The sequence below is a fragment of the Micromonospora sp. DT229 genome (assembly GCF_049844505.1).
GTDB lineage: Bacteria > Actinomycetota > Actinomycetes > Mycobacteriales > Micromonosporaceae > Micromonospora.
In genome coordinates, this window is the sequence record NZ_JBNCLD010000007.1 from 264,576 (window position 1) to 286,071 (window position 21,496).

Annotated in this window: 16 protein-coding genes; 8 read left to right on the forward strand and 8 right to left on the reverse strand. The window is 71.3% G+C overall.

Features of this window, described 5'->3' with window-relative positions:
- Window positions 1-2: 2 nt before the first annotated feature.
- Both ACLQ2T_RS14205 and ACLQ2T_RS14210 read right to left on the reverse strand, forming a co-directional pair.
- Window positions 3-542 (reverse strand): GNAT family N-acetyltransferase, encoded by a 540-nt coding sequence (locus ACLQ2T_RS14205; protein ID WP_425766543.1) that lies wholly within the window; start codon window positions 540-542, stop codon window positions 3-5.
- The gene (locus ACLQ2T_RS14210) at window positions 539-2,008 is read right to left on the reverse strand and encodes a helix-turn-helix domain-containing protein (protein ID WP_425766544.1); all 1,470 of its coding nucleotides are present in this window, start codon (window positions 2,006-2,008) and stop codon (window positions 539-541) included. The genes ACLQ2T_RS14205 and ACLQ2T_RS14210 overlap by 4 nt, the downstream gene beginning before the upstream one ends.
- A 301-nt stretch (window positions 2,009-2,309) precedes the next feature.
- Here ACLQ2T_RS14210 and ACLQ2T_RS14215 point away from each other — a divergent pair, with 301 nt between their 5' ends.
- From ACLQ2T_RS14215 to ACLQ2T_RS14230, 4 genes are all read left to right on the forward strand, one after another.
- Window positions 2,310-4,034, forward strand: a complete 1,725-nt coding sequence (locus ACLQ2T_RS14215) for an FAD-binding oxidoreductase (RefSeq protein ID WP_425766545.1) — start codon at window positions 2,310-2,312, stop codon at window positions 4,032-4,034.
- A gap of 61 nt (window positions 4,035-4,095) precedes the next feature.
- A complete protein-coding gene (locus ACLQ2T_RS14220; protein WP_425766546.1) occupies window positions 4,096-4,533 on the forward strand; it encodes an ABA4-like family protein in 438 nt (145 codons plus the stop codon).
- A gap of 10 nt (window positions 4,534-4,543) precedes the next feature.
- Window positions 4,544-5,734: a sensor histidine kinase gene (locus ACLQ2T_RS14225; RefSeq protein WP_425766547.1), complete on the forward strand. Its 1,191-nt coding sequence runs from the start codon at window positions 4,544-4,546 to the stop codon at window positions 5,732-5,734.
- Window positions 5,731-6,357 (forward strand): response regulator, encoded by a 627-nt coding sequence (locus ACLQ2T_RS14230; protein WP_425766548.1) that lies wholly within the window; start codon window positions 5,731-5,733, stop codon window positions 6,355-6,357. The genes ACLQ2T_RS14225 and ACLQ2T_RS14230 overlap by 4 nt, the downstream gene beginning before the upstream one ends.
- Before the next feature lie 21 nt (window positions 6,358-6,378).
- On the opposite strand, the gene ACLQ2T_RS14235 is transcribed toward ACLQ2T_RS14230, so the two are convergent.
- Both ACLQ2T_RS14235 and ACLQ2T_RS14240 read right to left on the reverse strand, forming a co-directional pair.
- Complete coding sequence (locus ACLQ2T_RS14235) at window positions 6,379-6,876, reverse strand: hypothetical protein (protein WP_425766549.1); 498 nt, start codon at window positions 6,874-6,876, stop codon at window positions 6,379-6,381.
- Window positions 6,866-8,653 (reverse strand): RyR domain-containing protein, encoded by a 1,788-nt coding sequence (locus tag ACLQ2T_RS14240; protein ID WP_425766551.1) that lies wholly within the window; start codon window positions 8,651-8,653, stop codon window positions 6,866-6,868. Before ACLQ2T_RS14240 ends, ACLQ2T_RS14235 begins: the two co-directional genes overlap by 11 nt.
- 311 nt (window positions 8,654-8,964) lie before the next feature.
- Here ACLQ2T_RS14240 and ACLQ2T_RS14245 point away from each other — a divergent pair, with 311 nt between their 5' ends.
- The gene (locus ACLQ2T_RS14245) at window positions 8,965-11,166 is read left to right on the forward strand and encodes an AAA family ATPase (RefSeq protein ID WP_425766552.1); all 2,202 of its coding nucleotides are present in this window, start codon (window positions 8,965-8,967) and stop codon (window positions 11,164-11,166) included.
- 70 nt (window positions 11,167-11,236) lie between these two features.
- Here the strand turns inward: ACLQ2T_RS14245 and ACLQ2T_RS14250 are convergent, their stop codons facing one another.
- From ACLQ2T_RS14250 to fxsA, 3 genes are read right to left on the reverse strand one after another with little or no spacing between them, the layout of a single operon-like run.
- Window positions 11,237-12,226 (reverse strand): hypothetical protein, encoded by a 990-nt coding sequence (locus tag ACLQ2T_RS14250; protein ID WP_425766554.1) that lies wholly within the window; start codon window positions 12,224-12,226, stop codon window positions 11,237-11,239.
- Between the two features lie 11 nt (window positions 12,227-12,237).
- Window positions 12,238-16,083 carry an FxSxx-COOH system tetratricopeptide repeat protein gene (gene fxsT / locus ACLQ2T_RS14255; protein ID WP_425766555.1) on the reverse strand — a complete coding sequence of 1,282 codons (3,846 nt, stop codon included), beginning with the start codon at window positions 16,081-16,083 and terminating at the stop codon, window positions 12,238-12,240.
- Window positions 16,076-16,267, reverse strand: coding sequence for an FxSxx-COOH cyclophane-containing RiPP peptide (fxsA, locus tag ACLQ2T_RS14260; RefSeq protein ID WP_425766556.1), 192 nt, complete (start codon window positions 16,265-16,267; stop codon window positions 16,076-16,078). Before fxsA ends, fxsT begins: the two co-directional genes overlap by 8 nt.
- Window positions 16,268-16,534: 267 nt before the next feature.
- On the opposite strand from fxsA, the gene ACLQ2T_RS14265 reads away from it, so the two are divergent.
- The 3 genes from ACLQ2T_RS14265 to ACLQ2T_RS14275 are packed head-to-tail and all read left to right on the forward strand — an operon-like array spanning window position 16,535 to window position 19,865.
- Window positions 16,535-17,734: an FxsB family cyclophane-forming radical SAM/SPASM peptide maturase gene (locus ACLQ2T_RS14265; RefSeq protein WP_425766558.1), complete on the forward strand. Its 1,200-nt coding sequence runs from the start codon at window positions 16,535-16,537 to the stop codon at window positions 17,732-17,734.
- The gene (locus tag ACLQ2T_RS14270) at window positions 17,731-19,044 is read left to right on the forward strand and encodes an HEXXH motif domain-containing protein (RefSeq protein WP_425766559.1); all 1,314 of its coding nucleotides are present in this window, start codon (window positions 17,731-17,733) and stop codon (window positions 19,042-19,044) included. The genes ACLQ2T_RS14265 and ACLQ2T_RS14270 overlap by 4 nt, the downstream gene beginning before the upstream one ends.
- A 59-nt stretch (window positions 19,045-19,103) precedes the next feature.
- A complete protein-coding gene (locus ACLQ2T_RS14275) occupies window positions 19,104-19,865 on the forward strand; it encodes a hypothetical protein (RefSeq protein WP_425766560.1) in 762 nt (253 codons plus the stop codon).
- Window positions 19,866-19,878: 13 nt separating this feature from the next.
- Here the strand turns inward: ACLQ2T_RS14275 and ACLQ2T_RS14280 are convergent, their stop codons facing one another.
- On the reverse strand, window positions 19,879-21,495 hold the full coding sequence (locus ACLQ2T_RS14280; protein WP_425766561.1) for a flavin monoamine oxidase family protein: 1,617 nt from the start codon (window positions 21,493-21,495) through the stop codon (window positions 19,879-19,881).
- Window position 21,496 lies beyond the last annotated feature (1 nt).

Below are 21,496 nucleotides of genomic sequence, written 5' to 3' on the forward strand. Positions count from 1 at the left end.
GGCTATCGGTGCTCACGCACCAAGACGTCGAAGAGGGGGGCATCATCCCAGGCGGGGCGTAGGCGGGTGATCCGGTGCCAGCCCCAGGACCGGTAGGCCGCCTGGGCGGGAACATTGTCGGGCCTGGCGAGCAGGGTCATTCGGGCTTCAGGGCGGACGCCGACGAGTTCGTCATGTAGCGCCCGCGCAATCCCCCGGCGCTGCCAGGCGGGGCGTACCAATAGCTCGCTGAGGGCGAAGGTGCGCCGCCCGTCCTCCTCGGTGAAGCCCGCCGGATACGGCTCCTCGATGCCGTTCCACCATCGGGTTCCGGCCGGCAGCGGAAAACCGTAGGCGTAACCGGCCAGGCGACCATCGATCGTGGCGGTGACAAGTTCCCATCCGGGGACCTTCATGTGCCCGGCCAACTGTTGGCGGTATCGGGACTCGTTGTAGAACTCCCCATCCCCGGAGTGGGCGTCGAGATAGACCTCCACCAGATCATCGAGGATGTCATTCACCTCGTCGGCCCGATGTCGGTCGAGGATCAGGTTGTCTTTCATGGCCCGAACTCCGCCCGGTAGGCATCGATGAAATCACGCGCCGCAGTGGTCTTCTCTCGGCTCAGGTGGGCTCCGACCTGAGCGAGGTTGCGGGCGGTCCGTCCAGAGTTCAGTTGTTTCACCTCGGGCAGCACCCGCAACGCCGTCCGGGCGGCCTGGTTGACATCGCCGAGTCGATATTCGGCTTCGGCGAGCCGCACGGTGGACAGCACCCGGTTGCGCCGGTGTTCGGTGCGGGTGGTGCTGCTGACCGCGAGGGACTTGACGGCGCGAGCGGGGCGGTCGAGGGCGAGGAAGGCCAGTCCCTGTATGCCGGTCAGTTCGTGGGAGGTGACGAATTGCAGGAAGGGCGGGTCGTCCTTCTGGGGGCCACGGTCGAACTCGCGGAAGGCGCTGGCCATTTCGCGGTTGAAGCCGCTGGCGTCTCCAAGGTTGGCGTATGCGTGGGCCATCCGCAGTCGCAGGAGGGTCCTGAGGCGAGGGGTCGACCAGCCTTGGGCGGCGCGGAGTGCGGCTTCGGCGCAGTGCACGGATTCGGTGGGTTGGTCTTCCCGGGTGAGCAGGGAGAGGCAGGCGAGCGCCCGTACCTCCTCACGCGGGTTGTCGGAGATCCGGGCCCGGGTGATGGCGTCGTTGAGGTAGGGACGCGCCTGGGGTCGGCGTTCGGCGTCGATCGCCAGCCAGGCTGCCTGGTTTGCGAGGTCGGCCAGTGCCGTCTGGAGGGTCGCTTCCAGGTTACGGCTGACGCGCGCTTTGCTGGCCCAGGCCGAGAGGCGGGTGTGAACGGTCATCGCCGCATCGCACAACTCGTCCGCACCGACGGCGGCGTCGGCCTGCCGGAAGCGCTCCACCAGCGATCCGGCGAGGCGTACGTGTTCCATGCCGAGGTTTTCGGCCCGATCATCGGCGGTGAGTAGGGCGTCGATGAGGTTGCTTCCGCCAAGGCCAGCGAGCGCTGCCAAGGCGTTGAATCGGCGGCGGTTCGTGGTGCCACCTCCTTCGACAGGAGCCGTCTCCAGACTAGTCGGCGAGTCGGCGTGAGCACCCCCCTCAGAGGTGTCGGTGGCCATCTCGGCGAGCGGAAGGCGGAGCAGCCGGAACCAGAGCAGTCGCTCGGGTATGCGCAGCAGGGTGGCCCAGTGGGTGAGGCGGTCCAGGTGGATCGGTGGAGGGCCGTTCTCGATCCGGCTGAGTTGGGCCTGGGTGATGCCGAGCCACCCGGCCACCACGGATTGGGTCAGCGGGAGCCGACCGTGGTAGGGGTGGTGCCGGTAGGCCCGGATGAGGTGTCCCAGGTGGCGTCGGGCCAGTGCGGCGCGTACCGGCTGGTGGTCCCAGAAGTGTGGTGGCACGGCCGGGGGTGCGGTGAGCCGGTCGCGTTCGGCGGCCTGGCAGGGGGCGCAGCGTCCGCTGTGGTTGTCGCGCGCCAGGCGTCCCCCGCAGCGGGGGCAGTTGGCAGGTGTCACCGGCAACCTCGCCGTTCGTGGGCGACTGGGTCGAGCCCGTTCATTCAAGCCGTTTCCGGCGATGCCGGTATGCGCGCCACGCATATCAACCCGGCCACATTCTGCCACCGCCTGCATACGCTGCGCGAATTCCGCTGACGATCATTCCGGCATATCGGGGTGGACCGGCCGGGTCCAGGGTGGAGACACGGCCCGGGGCGGGTGCCGGCTCCGGTGGCGGATCGGCCTTCCCCCGTACGATCTGTCACCGCTCCCGCCCGCCTCGGTGCCGTCTCAGTCGACCGTCGCACCGGAGGCCCACATGCGCGACCACCCTGCCGTGACATCCGGCGGCATCGCCGAGGCGGTCTTCGGTCGCGCCGCCGCCCGGTTCTGGGACACCGTGCAGGAGGGCTGCCCGGGGCTGCTGCCGGAGGGGGACGCGCCGCTGATCGTCGCCGGGCTGTTGCGGCTGGTGGGGGGCGGTGACGACCGGCCGGGGCGGTTGGCCCTGCTGACCGTCCTGGGTCGGGTGTACCGGGAGCACCGGCTGCGCCCCGATCATGCGACCTTGGTCGGGGCGGCGCTGACTGTCGCCGTACCGTCGCTGCCGTTGGAGGCCGCGACCTGGCGGCGGGCCTGGCGGTTGGTCGAGCGCGCCGCGGCCCGGGTGGGTGACGGGTCGGCCTCCTGGCCGGTCGAGGTCCTCGGCCGGGACCGGGCCGGGGACACCATCACCATCCTGACCGTACGCCCCTGGCGGCGGCTGCCGTTCCGGCCCGGTGACGCGGTGCCGGTGAACGTGCCGCAGCACCCGGGGCGGTGGCGCTGGTACTGCCCGGCCAACGCCCCACGCGCTGACGGCACCGTCGAGCTGCATGTCCGTGCCGTGCCCGGCGGCGACGTCTCACACCGGCTGGCCCATCAGGTACACCCCCGGTTACCGGCTGGTACTGCTCGCCGCCGGGGTGCCCGCCGACCGGATTCACCTGCCCGAACAGGTCCCGTGGCGCTGACCGCCTCTCCTACCCCGGTAGGAGGCGGAACCCAGACCTGTGGTCGCGGTTCGGGCCTGCGGTCGGGCGCGCGGCGGCAGCACGCCGAACAGCATCGGGGTATGACTGCTACCTATCCGGGCCAGGGGACGTCCTGGCACCGTCCGCTTATGGTTTTCGTCTGGGCGATGGCGGGCCTCGCCGTCGTCTCCGCCGTCGGCGTCGTGGTCGACGATCGGGTGTTGACCGGTGTGCCGATCTGGCTCAAGCCGTTGAAGTTCGCGGTGTCCTTCGTGCTGTACGGCGTGACCCTGGCCTGGCTGCTGTCCCTGCTGCGCCGACGCAGCAGGGTCGCGGAGTGGACGGCCACCCTCATCGTGGCGCTGGGGGTGGTGGAGATGACCATCATCGTCGGACAGGTGTTGCGGGGCACGACCAGCCATTACAACGTGAGCAGCCCGTTGAACGCGGTGCTGTGGATGCTGATGGGTGTGGCGATCATGGTGCTGTCCGTGGCGCACCTCGTCCTCGCGGTGGTGGTGCTGCGGCAGCCGGTCGCGGACCGGGCCGGCCGGTACGCGATCGGGTTGGGGTTCGGGCTGGCGCTGCTCGGCATGCTGGTGGCGATTCCGATGGTGCTGGCCGGTGACGGGTCGGCCGCCGAGGGGCTAGCCGGGGCGCACAGCGTGGGGGTGGCCGATGGTGGTCCCGGCCTGCCCCTGGTCGGTTGGAGCAGCACCGGTGGGGATCTGCGGGTCGGCCATTTCGTGGGGCTGCACGCGATGCAGGTGCTGCCGATCCTGGCGGTGCTGCTCGGCCGGTTCGGCGGTGGCCGTCTCGACGGGGGTGTCCGGGCCCGGCTGCTGGTGGTCGCGGGTGTCGCGTACGCGGGGCTGACCCTCCTGTTGACCTGGCAGGCGTTGCGGGGGCAGCCGCTGCTGCGGCCGGACGCGCTCACCCTGGGGGTCGCGGCCGCGCTGCTGGTCGGTACGGTCGCCGCCGCTGCGGTGGTGGCTCGTGGCCGCAGATCCGAAGTGGCGCTGGCGGCGTGAGTGGGCGGAGCATCAGGTTAACCGTGTGCCGGGCAGGCACCTGGGGAGAAGGAGAGCGGACATGACCGAGGTGCTGTTCACCCTGACCTTCGCGGTGGCCGCTCCCTTCTGGGCGTTGATGATCCTGGCACCGAAGTGGTCGGTGACCGCCCGGATCATCGCCTCACCTCTGGTCGTGATCCCCGGTGTGGTGATCTACGCGCTGCTGGTGCTACCCGCCCTCGGCCAGGTGCTGCCGGCCGTGGCCTCCCCGACCCTGGAGGGGGTACGTGGCCTGCTGGGTGAGCCGGACGGTGCGGCGGCGGGCTGGGCGCACATGATCGTGTTCGATCTGTTCGTCGGCCGGTGGGCCTGGCTGGACAGTCGCAAGCGGGGGGTGCCGTCGCTGGTGATGGCTCCGGTGCTGGTGTTGACCATCCTGCTCGGTCCCCTCGGCCTGGCCGCGTACCTGGCGCTGCGGGGCAGGTGGACCCTCCGCCGTACCGATCCGGAGGGCTAGGGTGACCTCCGTGGGGTGGGTGGGACGCCTGTTCGACGCGCGGGACAGCTTCGCGCGGATGCTCCTGCTCGACCTCGCGGGCCTCGGCTACCTGATCTTCAACCCGCTCGGTGGCAGCGGGCCGGTGGCGACCCAGTGGGCCCTGGCGGTGCTCGCCTTCTCCTTCGGCCTGCTGTTGCACCACCGGCCGGTGGTCAACCTGGTGGCGCAGACCGCCCTGCTGGCCGTGGCGATCCAGCTGGTCCAGGACATCACGATCAACCAGGTGGGGGCCAGTTGGGCGTTGCTCGAACTGACCATGCGCGCCGGGTCCACCCGGACGATCTGGCTGGCCGCGGCCGGGCTGGCGGCGGTGGCCCTGACCGACTCGATCGGCAAGCCCCTGCCCCGGTTCTTCTCCGGGGTGGTCGGGCTGCTGCTGGAGGTCGGGGTTCCGCTGCTGCTGGGCCTGGTCGTCCGGACGACCCGCGAGTTGTCCACCCAGGCGCAGCAGCGAGCGGCGGAGGAGCAGCGCCGCCGGGAGTCGGAGGACCGGGCCGCCCGCGCGGACGAACGCAGCGCCATCGCCCGGGAACTGCACGACGTCGTGGCCCATCATGTGGCCTCGATGGTGCTGCGGGTCGGTGTGGCCCGGCATGTCCTCACCGACCTGGACCCCCGGGTGGGCGCGGTCTTCGACGACGTGCACGGCACCGGCACCGCGGCCCTGGCCGACCTGCGCCGGCTGGTCGCGGTGCTGCGCGACCCCGAGGCGGTACGCGGCGACGCGGCGCTGACCGCGATCGAGCCGTCGGCGCTGCCGGCCGCCCTGGGGGCGGCGGTGGACCGGGCCCGCCAGGCCGGGATCACCGTGGAGGCCGACATCGACCCGGCGATCGGTGGAATCGACGCGGTACGGGGTCTGGCGGTGCTGCGGCTGACCCAGGAGGCGCTGACCAATGTGGCCAAGCATGCCGGTGCCGCCGCGGTGGCCCGGCTGACCGTGCGGGTGGTCGAGGGGGCGGTGCACTGGGAGGTGGCCGACGACGGGCCGGGCCGGGTGCCGGCCGGGCTGCCGGACGGCGGGGGCCACGGTATCGCGGGGATGCGGGAGCGGGTGGCGGTGCTCGGCGGCCGGTTGGCGGCCGGACCGGTCGAGCAGCCGGGCCGGGGCTGGCGGGTACGCACCGTGCTGCCCGCCGCCGTGGAAGGGGTGTCATGATCCGGGTGCTGCTGGTCGACGATCAGCATCTGATCCGCACCGGCCTGCGGATGCTGTGTGAGTCCACCCCCGACATCGAGGTCGTCGGTGAGGCCGACAACGGCCGGGAGGCGGTGTCCCTGGCCGCCCGGCTGCGGCCCGAGGTGGTGGTGATGGATCTGCGAATGCCGGGCGTGGACGGGATCACCGCCACCGGTCGCATCCTCGCCGACCGGCCCGCCACCCGGGTGCTGGTGCTGACCACCTTCGGCGACGACGACCACCTGTATCCGGCCCTGACCGCCGGGGCCTGCGGGTTCCTGCTCAAGGACGCACCCCCCGCCGAGCTGCTCAACGGCATCCGGCGGGCCGCGGCCGGGGACAGCCCGTTCAGCCCGCAGGTGCTGCGGCGGCTGGTGCAGCGGGCGGTGCACGCCCGCCCGGGCACCCCGCAGCACCTGGACGGACTGACCGCGCGGGAGCAGGAGGTGCTGGGGCTGGTCGCCGAGGGCCTGTCCAACACGGAGATCGCCCAGCGGCTGCACATCGGGGTCACCACCGTCAAGACCCACATCACCAGCCTGATGACGAAGACCGGCAGCCCCAACCGGGTACGCCTGGCGCTGTTCGCCCACGGCGTCTGAGGGCCCGGGGAGAAACGGCTCTCAGCTGCGTCGGGCCTGCTCGGGCCAGAGCACGCTGGTCGGGATGCCGCGCTTGCGGGCCTCGTCGACGGTCCGGTCCGTCGAGGCCTCGTGGCGGCCGGTCGACCCGTCCCAGACCGCGATCAGCCACTGCACCCGGCTCAGCAGTTCCCGGTTGGCGGCCAGGTAGGCGGCCGTGCCGGAGTGCCGGTGCCCGGTGTGGATGACGTCGCTGGCCCGGCCCAGCAGGTCGTCGAATTCGGCCCGGTGGGCGGCGGTGATCGTGTCGCGGTAGTCCAGGGCGGGCAGGATCACCTCGTAGGTGCCGCCGGTGGCCAGCACCACCCGGGCGAAGATCTGGTCGGTGCCGTCGGCCAGGCAGGTGACGCCGCGCACCGGGTGGTCGCTGAGGCGGCCCAGCTCGGCCCGCAGTGCCGCGGCGATCGGCCCCACGCTGCCGCGGGTCAGGTGGATGTGGCCGGTGATGCCGACCCGCAGCGGGCAGTGCTCAGGGCCCATCGACGACTCCCGGCCGTGGGGCGGGCACCGGGCTGGTCAGCCGGATCAACTCGAAGCCGCTGTCGGACAGCACATCTGGCAGCGCCCGGATCTCTTCGCGGTTCTGCTCCTGCACGGCCGGGCTCAGCTCGTCCCAGGGGCGTAGTTCGGGATGCCGCTGTCGGAGGTCGTCACGCGGCTCACCGTACGTCCAGCCTTCCGCCCGCCGTTCCTGGCACCACCGTTCATGTTCCAGCCGGGCCAGATGTTCGATGCCGTCGGCGATGGCCTGCCCGGCGGCCGAGGCGTCACCTGTGTTTCCGTGCCGGGGGGCGACGACACAGCCGAGGTTGAGCAGCTTGGCGGCGATGTCCTGGACGTGACTGCGGTTGGCTCGGCGCAGGGATTCGGGCAGCCCGGACCAGTCGACCATCGCGGGGGCCTGCCCGAAGCTCACCCCGGCCTGCTGTCGGGCGTGCAGATACCGCTCGTGGATCTGTCGGGCCAACCGTTCGGTGAGATCCTCGGCGATGAGCCCGGCCTCGCAGGCGTGGGTCAGCACCGGGTAGAGACACAGCTTGCCGTGCACCTCGTCGAGCAGGTCGTGCCGGGAGTCGCCGTGGAAGGCGGCGGCCAGGGCGGCCTGCCGGTAGACCGGCACGAAGACACTGCCTCGGGTGCCCTGCCACAGCGCGGGGGTGTCCAGGGCGAATTGCAGACCGCTGTCCTCGCCGGGCAGGCAGAGGTAGATGCGGTCGTATCCGCCCGTGGTGAACTGCGCCAACCCGGTCAGTTCGGCGAGGTCCAGATCGTAGGTGGACACCTCACAGACGGTACGCAGGAAGGGGTAGCGGGCCGCCACCAGGGCCAGTTCCGCCCCGGCGTCCGGGGCCACCAGATCCACCCGCAGCCGGGTCCCGGCTTCCCGGGCCCGCCAGTGCCGGGCGGTCTCGACCAGCAGGGCACGACGGAAGCTGCCGTTACCGACGATGAGTACGGTGGTGGCACGATTCCGGGCCGGTCGCAGGGGATGGTGTCGGTGCAGCGCGCGGGCGGCGATGTCGTCGACATGGAAGTAGTCCAGCCGCAGTCGGCTGGAACCGGCGGCGCCGAGCCGCCGGGCCTGCAACGACAGGCACACCTCCGGATCGTGGACCTGGACGTAGACCCTGGGGGGATTGCGCCGGTCCTGGATCAGGCGGCTGGCCGCGTTGGCGATCGCATGGTTCAGGTCGTCGTCGTGGGTGCAGGCGTAGATGGTGTGTGCCCGGGGCAGACCGGCCCCACGCAGCACCTCGGCGCTGCTGGGGTCGCCGATGACTCCCAGGTAGCGGCGTCGGCGGTACTCCAGTGGCCCGAAGGGCTCGGAACGCACCACGACCACCCGTTCCCCGTCGGCGAAGAGACGGTCGGCGAGCATCTGGGCGAACTGAGAGTCACCGCAGACCAGCACATGCCCGCTGGCCCGCCGGGCCCGCCACCGACGGATCTCGGCGGCCAGCAGCAGGCGGGCCGCCTCGGCCACGGCCAGCAGGGTGAACAGCGGGGCCACGAAGCGGGCCACCTGCAACTGCCACGGATAGGGGCCGGGATTCTCGAAGGGCTCGGCGCTGAGGACGAACAGTTGCAGCGCGTAGTAGAGCACGTCGTAGGAATCGTGGATGGCTTCCGGCCGCGTCGTGCTCAGCCGATCGAAGCCGATCCAGCCCAGCGCCAGGGCGACCGCTCCGATGACGCCGAACACCACCCGCAGCCACCAGGCGGACGGCCGGACGAAGCCGGAGGCCGGGTCGGTCATCGAACGGTGTCCTCCTCCGGAGGGCCGTCGGGGCGGGGCCGGCCGGGTCGGGCCGCCACGGTCGGCATCCCGGCCACCGGACTGGCTCTCGGGCCAATGGTATGGGACGAAGTCGATCACCGGAGTCTTCGGCATTCTCGGCGAGCAGCACTTTTTGCAGGTGAGGCCGAATCTGAGCTCGATTGGAGGTCCGCTGGGATGGCTACCGAGGGCTACGATTTGAAGACGGTCCGGTGGCGGGGTACGGGGATTCCGCCCTCCGGCGTGAGACTGCCTGGTGCCCAGACCAGAGCTACCGGAGGATCAGGGCAATGGACGCAATCGAAGATCCGCCGGCGGTCGACCCGGTCAATCCGTTCTCCCCGACAGCGGTGGCCCGAGTGACCGATGCCGGTGCGCTCGCCACCACCACCGTGGTCACGGTGGCCATCCGGGACGCCCTCGCCCACCTGGACAACTACCTGCTCACCGGCGACGGCGGCACGGTCGCCGTGGTGGGTGACTACGGCACCGGCAAGACCCACCTGGCGGCCGAACTGCTGGCCCACGCCCGGCGCGGCACCACCGGGACGGTTCAGGCCGTCTACCTCGACGCACCAGCCGACACCTTCCTGTCGCTGAGCCGACGGTTCCTGGGCCGACTGTCCCGTGAGGCGGTACGCGCCCTGGTCGACGACTACCGAGCGGAGTCGGCCGGTGCGCCGACACCAGCCGACGGTGAGCGCAGACCAGCCGACGGTGAGCGTACGCAGTCGCTCGCCCAGCGGCTCCGGGTCGAGTTGGCCGAGGTCACCGCCGATCCCTCGGTCGGCACGGTGCTGGCGATGCTGGTCGATCCGGCCACCGAGGCACCGGCCTGGGACTGGCTGATGGGTTACCCACCGGGACCGGCCCTGGTCAGCGCCGGCGTCACCGTGCGGGCGGACGTGGAGTCCGGCGCGGTGGAGACGATGGGGGTGCTGGCGCTGCTGCTCGCGCGCCGACACGACCGTTTCGTCCTGGTGCTGGACGAGCTGGACAAGATCCTCTCCACCGCCGGGCGGCCGGGCGACGAGACATCGGCCCGGTTCTCCCGCCTGATCGGCGTCTTCGCCTCAGCCGGTGCCCTGCTGGTGATCGCCGGGCTGCCGGAACTGCTGCACCTGCTCACCCCGCAGGTGCGCCAGCGGATCGGGCCGATCGTGCGGATGTCCGCGCTCACCGCGCAGGACGTCCGGGACTTCATCCGGCGGAGTCAGCTGCGGGCCTTCGGTCAGGCGAGACTGTCCCCGTTCACGGTGGAGACCACCGAATACCTGACCAACCTGACCGACGGGGTACCCCGCCGACTGATCCGGCTGTGCTACCACCTGTATCAGCGGGCGACGCAGGAGGACACCCCGGTCACCCATCGCATGGTGCGAGAGGCGGTACGGGTCCAGTTCGACCTGGCCAGCCGCCAGGATGTCGCCGCCGACGTGCGACGGGTGCTCACCCAGGAGGGCTGGTCGTACCAGCGGGACCACCTGATCGGTTCGCTGCGGGACCTGCCGGTGGACTTCTGGGTACCCCTGGACGAGCAGGGCGCCGGATGCTGCGTCCTGCTGACCGAGTCCGTGCTCAAGGTCGAGGAGGTCGACGAGCTCAACCGTCGGGTGGTGGCCATCCGCTCGGCCGTGCCGGACAGCGAGGTGATCCTGGTCGTCGTCGGGCATCTGCCGGCGGAGTTCTCCGCGGACCTGACGGAGACCTTCAGTGTGGAGCCGATCGTCCATGATCCGCAGACCTTCGCGGAGGATCTGTCCGGCAGCGTCAAGGCGTCGATGCGCCGGCTGGAGCAGGCGCTCGGCGCGGATGCGTTGACCTCGGTACGGCAGCGGGTCGAGCGCATCCAGCGGCAACAGACCAACGCCCAGCGCTCGCTGGAACGGCTCTCGTACCAGCTGGACGAGATCCGGGGCGACCTGCGCCCGGATTCCCGTGGACCGGTGCGACGCGACGCGGTGTCGTCGTCGCCGCACCAGGCCGAGGCCGCGCTCGCCAGTGCGCTGCCGGGCCGGGTGGCTCGGGTCTTCGTCGAGGCGGTGCAGGCGCTGGACCAGCTGACCGGCTTCGAACACCACCTGCGCGACGCCTTCACCCCGTCCCGACCGGAGTCCGCTCGCCGGTCCGGCGAGGCTGCGCCGCTGCTGCGCTCGGGTCTGCGGTCGCGGGACGTGCAGCGGGCGCTGGGCACGGCCCTGGTGCTGCGGCGGCTGATCGAGGCGTTCCGTGACGGGGTCGAGCAGTGGTACGTCAACCACCGCCACGCACCCCATCCGGCCGACCGGCAACGGCTGGACCGGCTCTGTGAGACCTACGACGGGATCGCCGAGTACCTGCCGCTGTTCCAACTGGACCTGCTCGACGACCTGGCCCTGCCGGAGGGAGGGGCCCCGGCCGAGCCGACGGACCGGTCGCTGAACTGGTCGGAGGCCCGGTCGATGTTCGACGGGCTCAGCGGCCAGGTACGCCGACAGGTCATCGACGGCTGAGCTGCGGTTCCACACGTGGACGTGCGGATTCCGTCCGGATCTGCGGAGGTGTCGCAGGGCGCGTGAGGTGCTAGGGCCGGGTATGGGAGAGTTGCCCGGCCACCTTCCACATGGCCTGGTCGGCGTGGCTGACCCAGTCCTGGTCCAGGCACACCCCGAAGAGGTACTCGTCCGGGGCGAGCAGGTAGTAGTAGACGGCGCCGATCTCCAGGTCGAGCACCAACCGCTCGACCTCCCCCGTGATCGTCCGGCGGAGATCCCGGCTGACCTGTAGCGCCAGCAACGACAGATCGCGGGCCAGGCGCTCATAGCCGGTACGCCGGTCGACCACGGTGGCACCCCGGTTGAAGAACTGTTCGAGATCCGGGTGCCGCAGGATGTCGACCGCCGTCACCTGCTCCCCCAACCGATGATGGCTGAGGTAGTGCGGGCCGGCGGGGCGCAGGGCCTGGGCCAGGATCGCCTCGCTGTCGCCGACCTCGGTCAGGTGGGGCGTGATGTCGCCGTCCGAGGAGGAGGGGTCGTACGTCTCGGTCTGCCAGCCGCCCGGGTTCTGCGACGGCTGCCGGACCAGGCTACGCAGATCGGTGGCGAGTTTCCCGGCCCCCTGGTCGATCTGACTGGCCGCTGCCGGGTTGACCACCGCGTCGGTGGCCGGGGCGGTGCGCGCGAAACCCACCACGTGTTCCCCGCCGACGGTGGTGTTGCAGAAGACGTAGTCGACCCGGGTCTGCACCGCCAACCGCACCAGCCCGCCACACTGCAGGTGCCAGACTCGTCGGCTGAGTTCGGCGGCCCGGTAGACCAACTGGGCGCCCACCCGCCGGTACGCCTCACGGCGCTGCGTCGGGTCGGTGTCGGGCCGACCGGTCGGCGCCGAGTCGTGGGCCAACAGGTCCAGCGAGAAGTCGAGCACACCGCCCGTGTAGTGCGCGATGTGGTAGACCGCCGGGTCCTCGAGGAGCAACTGCCGGCACAGGTTCCGCTTCTTGCGGAACCCCGGCACGTCCTGCTCGGCGGACTCCTCGACCACCGCATCGATCAGCTGCGGGTCGCTCACCTGGTCACTCCTCAGCCTCTCGGCACGTCGATGTCGGTGTCGGTCAGCGCGGCCACACCGCCGTCGTCCGTGCCGTCGCGCCGGGCGACGATCGCGGCGAGGTTGGCGGCGGCGTCGCCGGTGCACGGGTGCCGCCGACCGAGGAAGCGCAGACTGGTCAGGTGCGTCTCCTGCTGCAGGCGTACGGCGTCGGCCAGGTCACCGTGGGCGGCCAGGTGACCGGCCTGGGCAGTCGCCGCGGTCAGCGTCCACGGGTGGGCGTCGCCGAGCCGGGCCCGCAGGGTGCGCATGCCCCGCTCACCGTCGCGGATGGCGTGGTCGTACTCGCCGGTGCCCCGATGGCAGATGCCGAGGTTGACCGAGCAGACCGCGGTGAAGGGGTGGCCGGCTTCCAGTGTCCGTTCGTAGCCCCGCAGGCAGCGCATGGCATGTTCGACGGCGACTCCGGCGTCCCCGGCCCGGTAGTAGTCGACGGCCATGCTGAGCAGGCTGGACCGGGTCAGCGGATGATCTTCACCGAAGCGGTCCCGGTAGCCGCGAAAGGTCTCGATGCTGCGCTTCTTCGCGGCGAGGGTCAGCCCCAGACGGCGCTCGGTGACCGCGAGGCTGCGGTTGACCTGCAGTTCGTCGAGTTGGGAGGCCGACCGCAGCTCGTGCACCCGTTCCAGGGTCCCCCGCAGCGTGGCCAGCGACAGGTCGTACTCGCCGATCTCCCGTTCCAGAGTGCCCACCAGGCGCGAGGCCCGCCAGGTCGCCGGCTCGTCGGGCCCGAACAGGGTCATCCACCGGTCGAACAGCTGGTGAGCCAGGCGCAGAGCTTCTCGCGCGTCTCCGGTCAACTGGAAGGAGATGGCGAGGTTGTTGATCGCCATGCGGGTGTTCGGATGATCGCCGCCGAGGACCTCCTGGTAAGCGGCAAGGGTGGCCTGGTCCTCCACCAGGGCGTCCTCGAAGCGGCCGAGACCACGCAGATCTCCGCCGCGACCCCGACCGGCGATGAGGGTCCGGAAGTGCCGCAGCCCGTAGCGGCGGCGCTGCTCGCTGAGCACCTCTTCGTCGAGGTTCAGGGCCTCCTGCGGCCTGCCCAGCGCCCGGTGCAGGTTGGCGGTCTGCACGAACAGGCGCATGGTCAGCTGGTCGAAGTCGCCGCCGGCCGTCCACTGGTCACAGGCCTGCTGGGCCAGCCGGACGGCGGAGTGCCAGGCGTCGCTGTCGCCGAAGTAGTACAGGTAGCGGACCTGCTTGACCACCCAGTGCCGCACCCGCGCGTCGTCGGTGGTCAACGCCCCGGACGGCACGAGATGGCGTTGCAGCTCCTCGAAGATCGGCAGGTAACGCCGGTCGTCGGCCTCCGGGTCGGTCGGCGCGTAGCCGGCCAGCCCATGCAGGACCTGGCGGTGCCGTTCGCGCCGCTGCGGCTCGGGTATCGACTCGCGGATCAGGACCTGGATGGCCCGGTGCATCCGCAGCGCGGCACCCCGCCCCCAGTCGATGTCGAACAGGGCGAAGCGGGCGCCCACGGCCAGCACCAGATCAATCTCCCCGGCGGCGAGCAGCAACTCCTCCGGATCGGTGTCGGCCGCCGCGGCGAGTTGGGCCAGCATCGGCGTCGACCGCAGCAGCGGCAGGCCGATCCCCTCCGGGGAGAGGAACGCGGCGATTTCGGCGACCCGGGTCGCCAACGCGCCGAACTCGGTGTCCCGCAGGGTGGCCAAGGTGTTGTCCAGCACCCGCGCGACGGTGGAGGTACGCGATCCGGGGATGCGTTCGGTCGGCTCCTCCGCGCCCGGCCGGTTCAGGCTGGACAGCAGCTCCTCGACGGACCCGCTGACCGCCACCAGGTTGGGCACGCCCTCGCGTTCCAGCGTCCGGGTGCGCTCCCTGATCCAGGCGGTGGCCAGCCGCAGGGCCAACGGCAGGTGGTCGACCGCGGCGGCGATGGACCGGGCGTCCGCAGCGCTGATGCCGAGCATGCGGCGCAGCATGGTGACGCTCTCGTCGCCGCTGAACGCCGCCACCTCCAGCGGCGAGGGCAGATTCGAGGAGCCGTCGTCGCGCGAGGTGAACAGGATGTGCCCGGCACCGGGGCGCGGCAGCAGGCCGGACAGCACCTCGGCGTCGTCGGCGTTGTCGTAGATCAGCAGCCAGCGGGCGATCGTGCCCCTCGGCGCCGACAGGGCGGCCACGGCCGCCTCCGCCGCGCCGACACTGTCCACCACGTTGATCTCCTGGGCCAGCTCACCCAGGGCGGCCTGCACCGTCTCCCGGTCCTGCGCCGGTATCCACCAGACCACGTCGTAGTCGTAGGCGAAGCGGTGGGCGAACTCGCGGGCGATCTCGCTCTTGCCGACGCCGGCCCCGCCGGTGAGGGTCACCGGCCCGCCCTCACCGGTGAGCTGGTCACGCAGCCGCTCCAGGTATTCGCTGCGGCCCACGAAGGACTCGTTGCGCGGCGGCAGGTTCGATCGCAGACGCCGTTCCGTCTCGGCCGGGTAGCGCGGGGCCGAGCGCAGGTCGCCGGTGGGTTGGGTGGGCGCGATGAGGCCCAACCGGCTCAGCAGCAGAGGCTGGGCCCGGGCGGCGTCGACCTCGCGCAGGTCGATGATCCGGCTGGGATCCAGTTGGTTCGGCGGCTGGCCGTCGGTCAGTACCCCGAACACCTCGATGTCGCTGCCGGGTGCGGCCGCCAGGCCGACACCGAGCGCTTTGACCACCCCCGGGGAGAGCATGGCCAGCACGGTGGCGTCCGGCTCGTACGCCGGTGCGGCGCCGACGCGCAGCGCGTGTGGGTGGACGTGGACGTTGGCCCGCCGTAGTTGCCCGGCGATCCAGTCGGCGTACGGCCGGTCCGCCGGCTCGTACAGCACGTGGATCACGTCCGCGCTCTCCGCCCGTTCCAGCAGCACACCCCGGCGGTAGCGGCGGCGGATCCGCTCGGGTACCTCGGCCACCCGGATCACCGCACCGCCGCTGATCCAGGAAGCCATCTGCTCGTACGCCGACAGCATGCTGCTCTGCTCGCCGGGGGCGTCGGCCAGCACGGCCAGCACGTCGTCGTAGGTGTCGTACGTCGGCTCGGGCACCTCCACGATCTCCACCGAGGAGGTCGCCGACCCGGCGGAGTCGTCGAGCAGCTTCGCGAACGCCTTGCGGGCCGAGTCGCGGGCCTCGCCGTACCACGGTTGGCTGACGTCGCGCAGGGTGGGCGCGGCGAGGATCCGGATGCCGCCGGTGGCCTGCCGTTGCAACTGGTCGGCGAGGTCGGCGGCCTGCTGCAACGCCGGGCGGCGAGGCGGAATCGAGACCACCGCGACGTCGCTGAGCATCGCGGCGTAGCTGACCCCCGGCATGGTGAGATCCACCGGGGTGTCGATCAGGACGTAGTCGTAGCCGGCCTGCCGCAGCAACTGCCGGGCCCGTACCGGGTCGGCCGTGGGCAGGCCGTCGACCTCCAGGCTCACCCCGACCAACGCGAAACCGAAGCTCGTGCCGGGGATGGCGTACCGGTAGAGGACGCCCTGCTCCGGCGCGGGTGGTGCGCCCAGCGCCGTGCCCCGGTGGGCGGGCGCGTCCGGGTGTGGGCTGGTCAACGCGGTCAGCTCCGGGCCGAGCACCTCGGTGCTGGCGACGGCGTCGACTCGGAAGGAGCGCAGGTAGTCGTAGACCCGGGGAGTCTTCGTGCACCAGTCGACCGCGAGGACCCGCTTGCCGTTCGACGCGAGGATCCAGGCGATGTTCGCCACCGCGCTGCTGCGCCCGGAATTTCCGCTGGTGGGCGACACGAAGGACACGATGGTGCACTGCCCCGTCGGCTCGCTCACGCCCACGGCGACTGAGCCGGCCTGCTGGTCAGTCATCGCCATCGAGGGCACTGCTGAAGCCTGCGTACTGGTCGCCGGCGGCGGCGCTGCGACGTTGCAGGCGATGCAGCGCGGCCAGCAGCACCTGAGAAGGCACGTCCTCCAGAGCGGCCAGATCCACATCGGTGAGATCGAGCAGATCGGAGCGCAACACGTCCTTTCCGGTGTCCAACCCGATCACCGCCTGTCTGCGTATCGCACAATGATCGTGTCGCCTCGAAGCCGGACATAGATCGTTGGCCAGATCCGCTGCGTACGCCCATGATAACGGTACGGTGTCGAAGCCAAGGGTGCCTGCTCCGCCACTCGGGGCCGGCGGCGGATGAGTCTCGGATGACATCCTTCACCGTCTGTCGATGCGCTGGCAACCCGGCCAGCGCCGTCCATCAATGTATGCTGGTGGCATCGACGGCGGCCCACCGGCCGCCGCCTGTTTTGGAGCCCCCTGATGCCCGAATCAGACGACGGGCACCGGCCAGCCGGTGATTCGACCGTCCGCCGCGCCCCGCCGATAGCCTTCCGCCAGTTCGTGCTCAAGTTGCACAGTCGCTGTGACCTGGCCTGCGACCACTGCTACGTCTACACGATGGCCGACCAGCGTTGGCGGGACCTGCCCCGGATGATGTCGCCCCGGGTGCTCGACACGACCGCGCGCCGCATCGGCGACCATGCCCGCGCGCACCGACTCGACACCGTCTCGGTGATCCTGCACGGTGGCGAACCGCTGCTGGCCGGGCCGGCGCGGATCGAGAGCGCCGTGTCGGCCATCCGACAGGGCACCGCGCCGGTGCCGGCCCGGATCACGGTGCAGACCAACGGCATCCGGCTGGACGAGGCGTACCTGCGGCTGTTCGACCGGCTCGACGTGCGGATCAGCCTCAGTCTCGACGGTGACCGGGCCGCCCACGACCGGCATCGGCGCGGGCCCGACGGGCGCGGCAGTCACGACCGGGTCGAGGCGGCGATACGCCGGCTCACCACCGGTTATCCGCACCTGTTCAACGGTCTGCTGTGCACCGTCGACCTGCGCAACGACCCGGTGACCACGTACCGCAGCCTGCTGGCGCACCGGCCGCCGACCATGGACTTCCTGCTGCCGCACGGCACCTGGAGCACTCCCCCACCCGGGCGGGTGCCGCAGCCTGACCCGACCCCGTACGCGCAGTGGCTGATCAAGGTCTTCGAGCAGTGGTACCACGCACCCGGGCCACCGGTGCGGATCCGCCTCTTCGACGAGATCATCCAGGTGCTGCTCGGCGGCACCTCCCGACTCGCCGGGGTGGGCACCAGCCCCGCCGCGGTGGCGGTGGTGCAGACCGACGGGGCGATCGAGATGGACGACACGCTCGCCGCCGCGCACAGCGGTGCCGCCCACACCGGGCTGCACGTGCTGCGGGACCGGTTCGACGACGCACTCGACCTACCGGCGGTCCGCGCGCAGCAGGCCGGGTCGGCGGCCCTCTGCGCCACCTGCCAAGCCTGCGACCTGCGGCGGGTGTGCGGCGGCGGGTTGCGTACCCACCGCTGGCGAGCCGACACCGGCTTCGACAATCCGTCGGTCTACTGCCCCGACCTGTACGCCTTGATCAGCCACATCGGGCGCACCATACGACGTGACCTCGCGGCGCTGTCCGGGGCGACCCGATGATCCCCGGCGAACATCGGCTGCCCCGGGTGGTCCTCGACGAGTTGGCCGCCGGGCGCGGCGGCGCGGACGGGGTGGCCCTGTTACGGGCCGCCCAGCACAGCAAGTCGATGCTGCTGGTCCGCGCGATCATCGCGCTGCTGCGCGAGCGGGGACACCCCGACCGGGCCGCGATCGAGGCGGCCTACCGGCTGCTGGCCGGGCTCCGGTCCGAGCAGCGGGCGGCGACGCTCGGGCATCCACCGGTCGCCGCGTGGGCGTTCGGCACCGCGGCGTTGCTCGACGGGGACGGCGCGGCGCAGGCGTACCCCGGGCTGCTGGCGGCGGTGGCGGCCACTGCCGCCGTACGCGCGGGAGTGGAGGCCGACCTCGACGTGCCGCTCGCGGCCGGCGCGGCCGGCCGGTTGGATCTGCCCGGCCTGGGTACGGCGACGTTGCCGGCCGACGCCACCCGCGCCCGGCTGCGGGTCACCCACGGACACGTCTGGGCCTACGGCGCAGGCGAGCGGGTCGACATCGGTGCCGGCTCGACCGACCCGCGCTGGCAGCCGGTGCCCCGGTTGGATCTGGCCCACCACGGGCTGCGGTTGTCCCTGCTGCTGGACACCCGCAGTTGGCGGCATGTGCCGGGGATCGGCGCCGGCCACCGCATCGGTGGCGGGCTGACCGGCGCTTGGCGGTTGCACCTGGAGGAGGCGTGGCGTCTGCTGGTCGAGCAGCATCGACCGGTCGCCGAGGAGTTGTCCGGCGTCTTACGCGCACTGGTGCCGGTCCCCTCGCCGGGCGGCGGCAGCCGCAGCGGCACCTTCCACCACGCCTTCGGGGCGGTGGCCATGTCGTTGCCGCCGGACGGCCGATCCGCCGCCGTCGTGCTCGCCCACGAGATCCAGCACGCCAAACTGGCCGCGCTCAACGACATGTTCGCCCTGCTGGAACCGGGCCCACCCGAGCTGTTCTACGCGCCGTGGCGCACCGACCCCCGGCCGCTGGAGGGCCTGCTACACGGCGTGTACGCCCATCTGGGGGTGGCGGGGTTCTGGCGTCGGCAGGTGCGGGTGACGGTCGACGGTGCGGCCCGGTACCGCGCCGAGGTCGGGTTCGCCCGGTGGAGCCGGGCGGCCGACGACACCGTACGGGTGCTGGCCGCGCAGCGGCGACTGACCCCGGTGGGTCGGCACCTGGTCGACGGCATGGCCGCAGTCCTCGCCGGTTGGGTACGGGAACCGGTCAGCGCCCTGGCCGCCGAGCAGGCCGGTCGGCTACTCGCCGAACATCGCGCCCGGTGGGACCGGTCTCGCACGCCGACCGGCTGACAACTCGTATCGCTGAACTCCACTACGCTGGGTCCATGGGGGAGGACAACGATCGATCAATGCGCCGTGAGTGTTTCGTGATCGCACCGATCGGCCCGGAGGGCTCGGAGATCCGCAAACGCAGCGACCAGATCCTCAAGCACGTCATCCGACCGGTGGTCGAGGAGCGGGGCTACGTGGCCGTGCGGGGCGACGAGATCGAACGCGCCGGCATGATCACCTCGCAGGTGCTGGACCGGATCATTCAGAACGATCTGGTCATCGCCGACCTCACCGACCAGAATCCCAATGTCTTCTACGAACTGGCGGTGCGGCACGCCCTGCGCAAACCCTTCGTGCAGTTGCTGGCGAAGGGCCAACAACTGCCCTTCGACGTGCAGGGCATGCGGGTGATCCTGGTCGACCACACCGACCTGGACAGCGTGCACCACGCCAAGGATCAGCTGGGCCGGGCCATCGACGCCTTCGGGGAGGGCGCCGACATCGTCACCCCGATGTCGGTCGCCCTCACCCTTCAGGAGCTACGCGGCTCGACCAGCCCGCGGGAGGCCGGTCTGTCGCAGATCATCGAGACCCTGCCGCAGATGATGGACATCCTCCAGGATGTGCAACGTCACCTGGGCACGGGCGGTTTCAGTGAGGGGTCGGCCGACGACGACCACCGTCGGCTGCGCACCCTGGTCGAGTCCCTGGCCGCCCGGGGCGGGGTGACCGCGGACGAGTTGACCGGGCTGCTCGGCGGTGGCAGCAGCCGGTTCGAACGCTGGGTCGAGGCCCTCGTCCTGCGGGTGGGCCACACCAACAGTCACCGCCCCGACTGACTCACCCGACGCCTCAGCCAGCCATGACCCGGGCGTGCAAATCGGTGACGACCAGACGGGCCGACTCGAAGGCCCCGGCCTGCCAGGCGATGTAGTGACTGAGGTGGTCACCGGCGAAGTACACCCGCCCGTCGGGCTCCAGCAGCCGTCCGTAGTGTCCGCCGGTGGTGCGCGAGGGCCACGACACCCAGCCGCCCTCGGAGTAGCGGGTGCGTTCCCAGGCCACCGAGAAGGAGGTCTCCAGCTCGGTGCGGTACTTCTCGCCGTGGATGCGTACCCCCTGGGCGACCGCGCGGGCCTCCCGGTCCGCCGGGGACAGGGCGGCGTACGCCCGGGCGTTGGCCCCGTTGTTGTAGTACCCGACCACGACCCCCTTCGCGCCGTGGTAGCCGTAGGAGGGGTACCAGATCGCGGACAGGTCCAGGTTGGTGTTGGTGATGCCGGAGTAGATCTTCTCGTCCTGCTCCCACCACCGCCGACGGTACTGCAACCCGATCTTGCCGGTGGTGTTCGGGGAGGCGTACGTCAGGGCGGTCTTGACCGGCTCGGTGAGGTTCGAGGGGATCTTCGCCAGCACCTGCGGCGGGATGGTGCAGACGCAGAAGTCCGCGGTCGCGGTGCGCAGTCTGCCGCCGGGGCCGGTGTAGACCACGGACACCCCGGAGCCGGTGTTCGTGAGGGAGCGGACCTCCGCGTCGTAGCTGATGTGGCGCCGCCCCACGGCCTCCTCCAGCGCGTACGCGATGCGGTCCATTCCCCCGACCGGCTGGAACATCAGCATCGCCTGGTCGTAGCCGAACTCGAAGGAGAAGTACCGGCCGACACCGCTGGCCAGCACGTCGGACAGCGGGTAGGGGGTGAGTCTGGGAGTGCCCGCCTGGAAGCCGGCGCCCGGTTCCACCTCGTAGCCGCGCCGGTTGGTGCCGGTGTACCGCCAACTGGCCGCCGGGTCACCGGACACCCGGGGACCGATGGCGCCGAAGGAGCGCAGGAACTCCAGCAGCCGCTCCTTGTCCTCGCCGGTGAGGTGGGTGTCCAGGGCACCCTGGTCGGTGGCCTTGGCGAGCAGTTCGGAGACGTACCCGTAGACGTCGGCCTTGGCCTCCCGGTGCCGGACGGGTCGCCCGGAGAGGGCGCCGACGTTGTCGTTGAAGTAGTAGCCGTCCGCGTTCTGGTTGCCGAAGATCTCGACCGGCACACCCAGTTCCCGGCAGTAGTCCATGGTCACCATGTGCTGGGCGATCCGCGCCGGCCCGGCGTTGAGGTACTGGCCACCGGCGAAGCGGGCCCGCTGGGTGTGCCCGTCCAGGTCGGTCTCGACCGTGCCGCCCCGCACCGTCCAGTTGCGACCGCCGGGACGGTTGCGGGCCTCCAGGATCTGCACCCGGTAGCCGGCCTTGCCGAGTTCGTACGCGGCGGCCAGCCCGGCGATGCCGGCACCGAGGACCAGGACGGACTTCGCGGACCGGCCGGTCAGGGTGAAGTCCGATCGGTTCGGCGCCCGAAACGGTGGCGCCGCCTGTGCCGGTGGCGCCAGGCCGAGAGCGGCCATGGTGCCGTAGAGGACCCCCGCTCCGCCGGACACCCCGACGGCTTGCAGGAACTGACGCCGGGTGGTGGAACTGGTCATC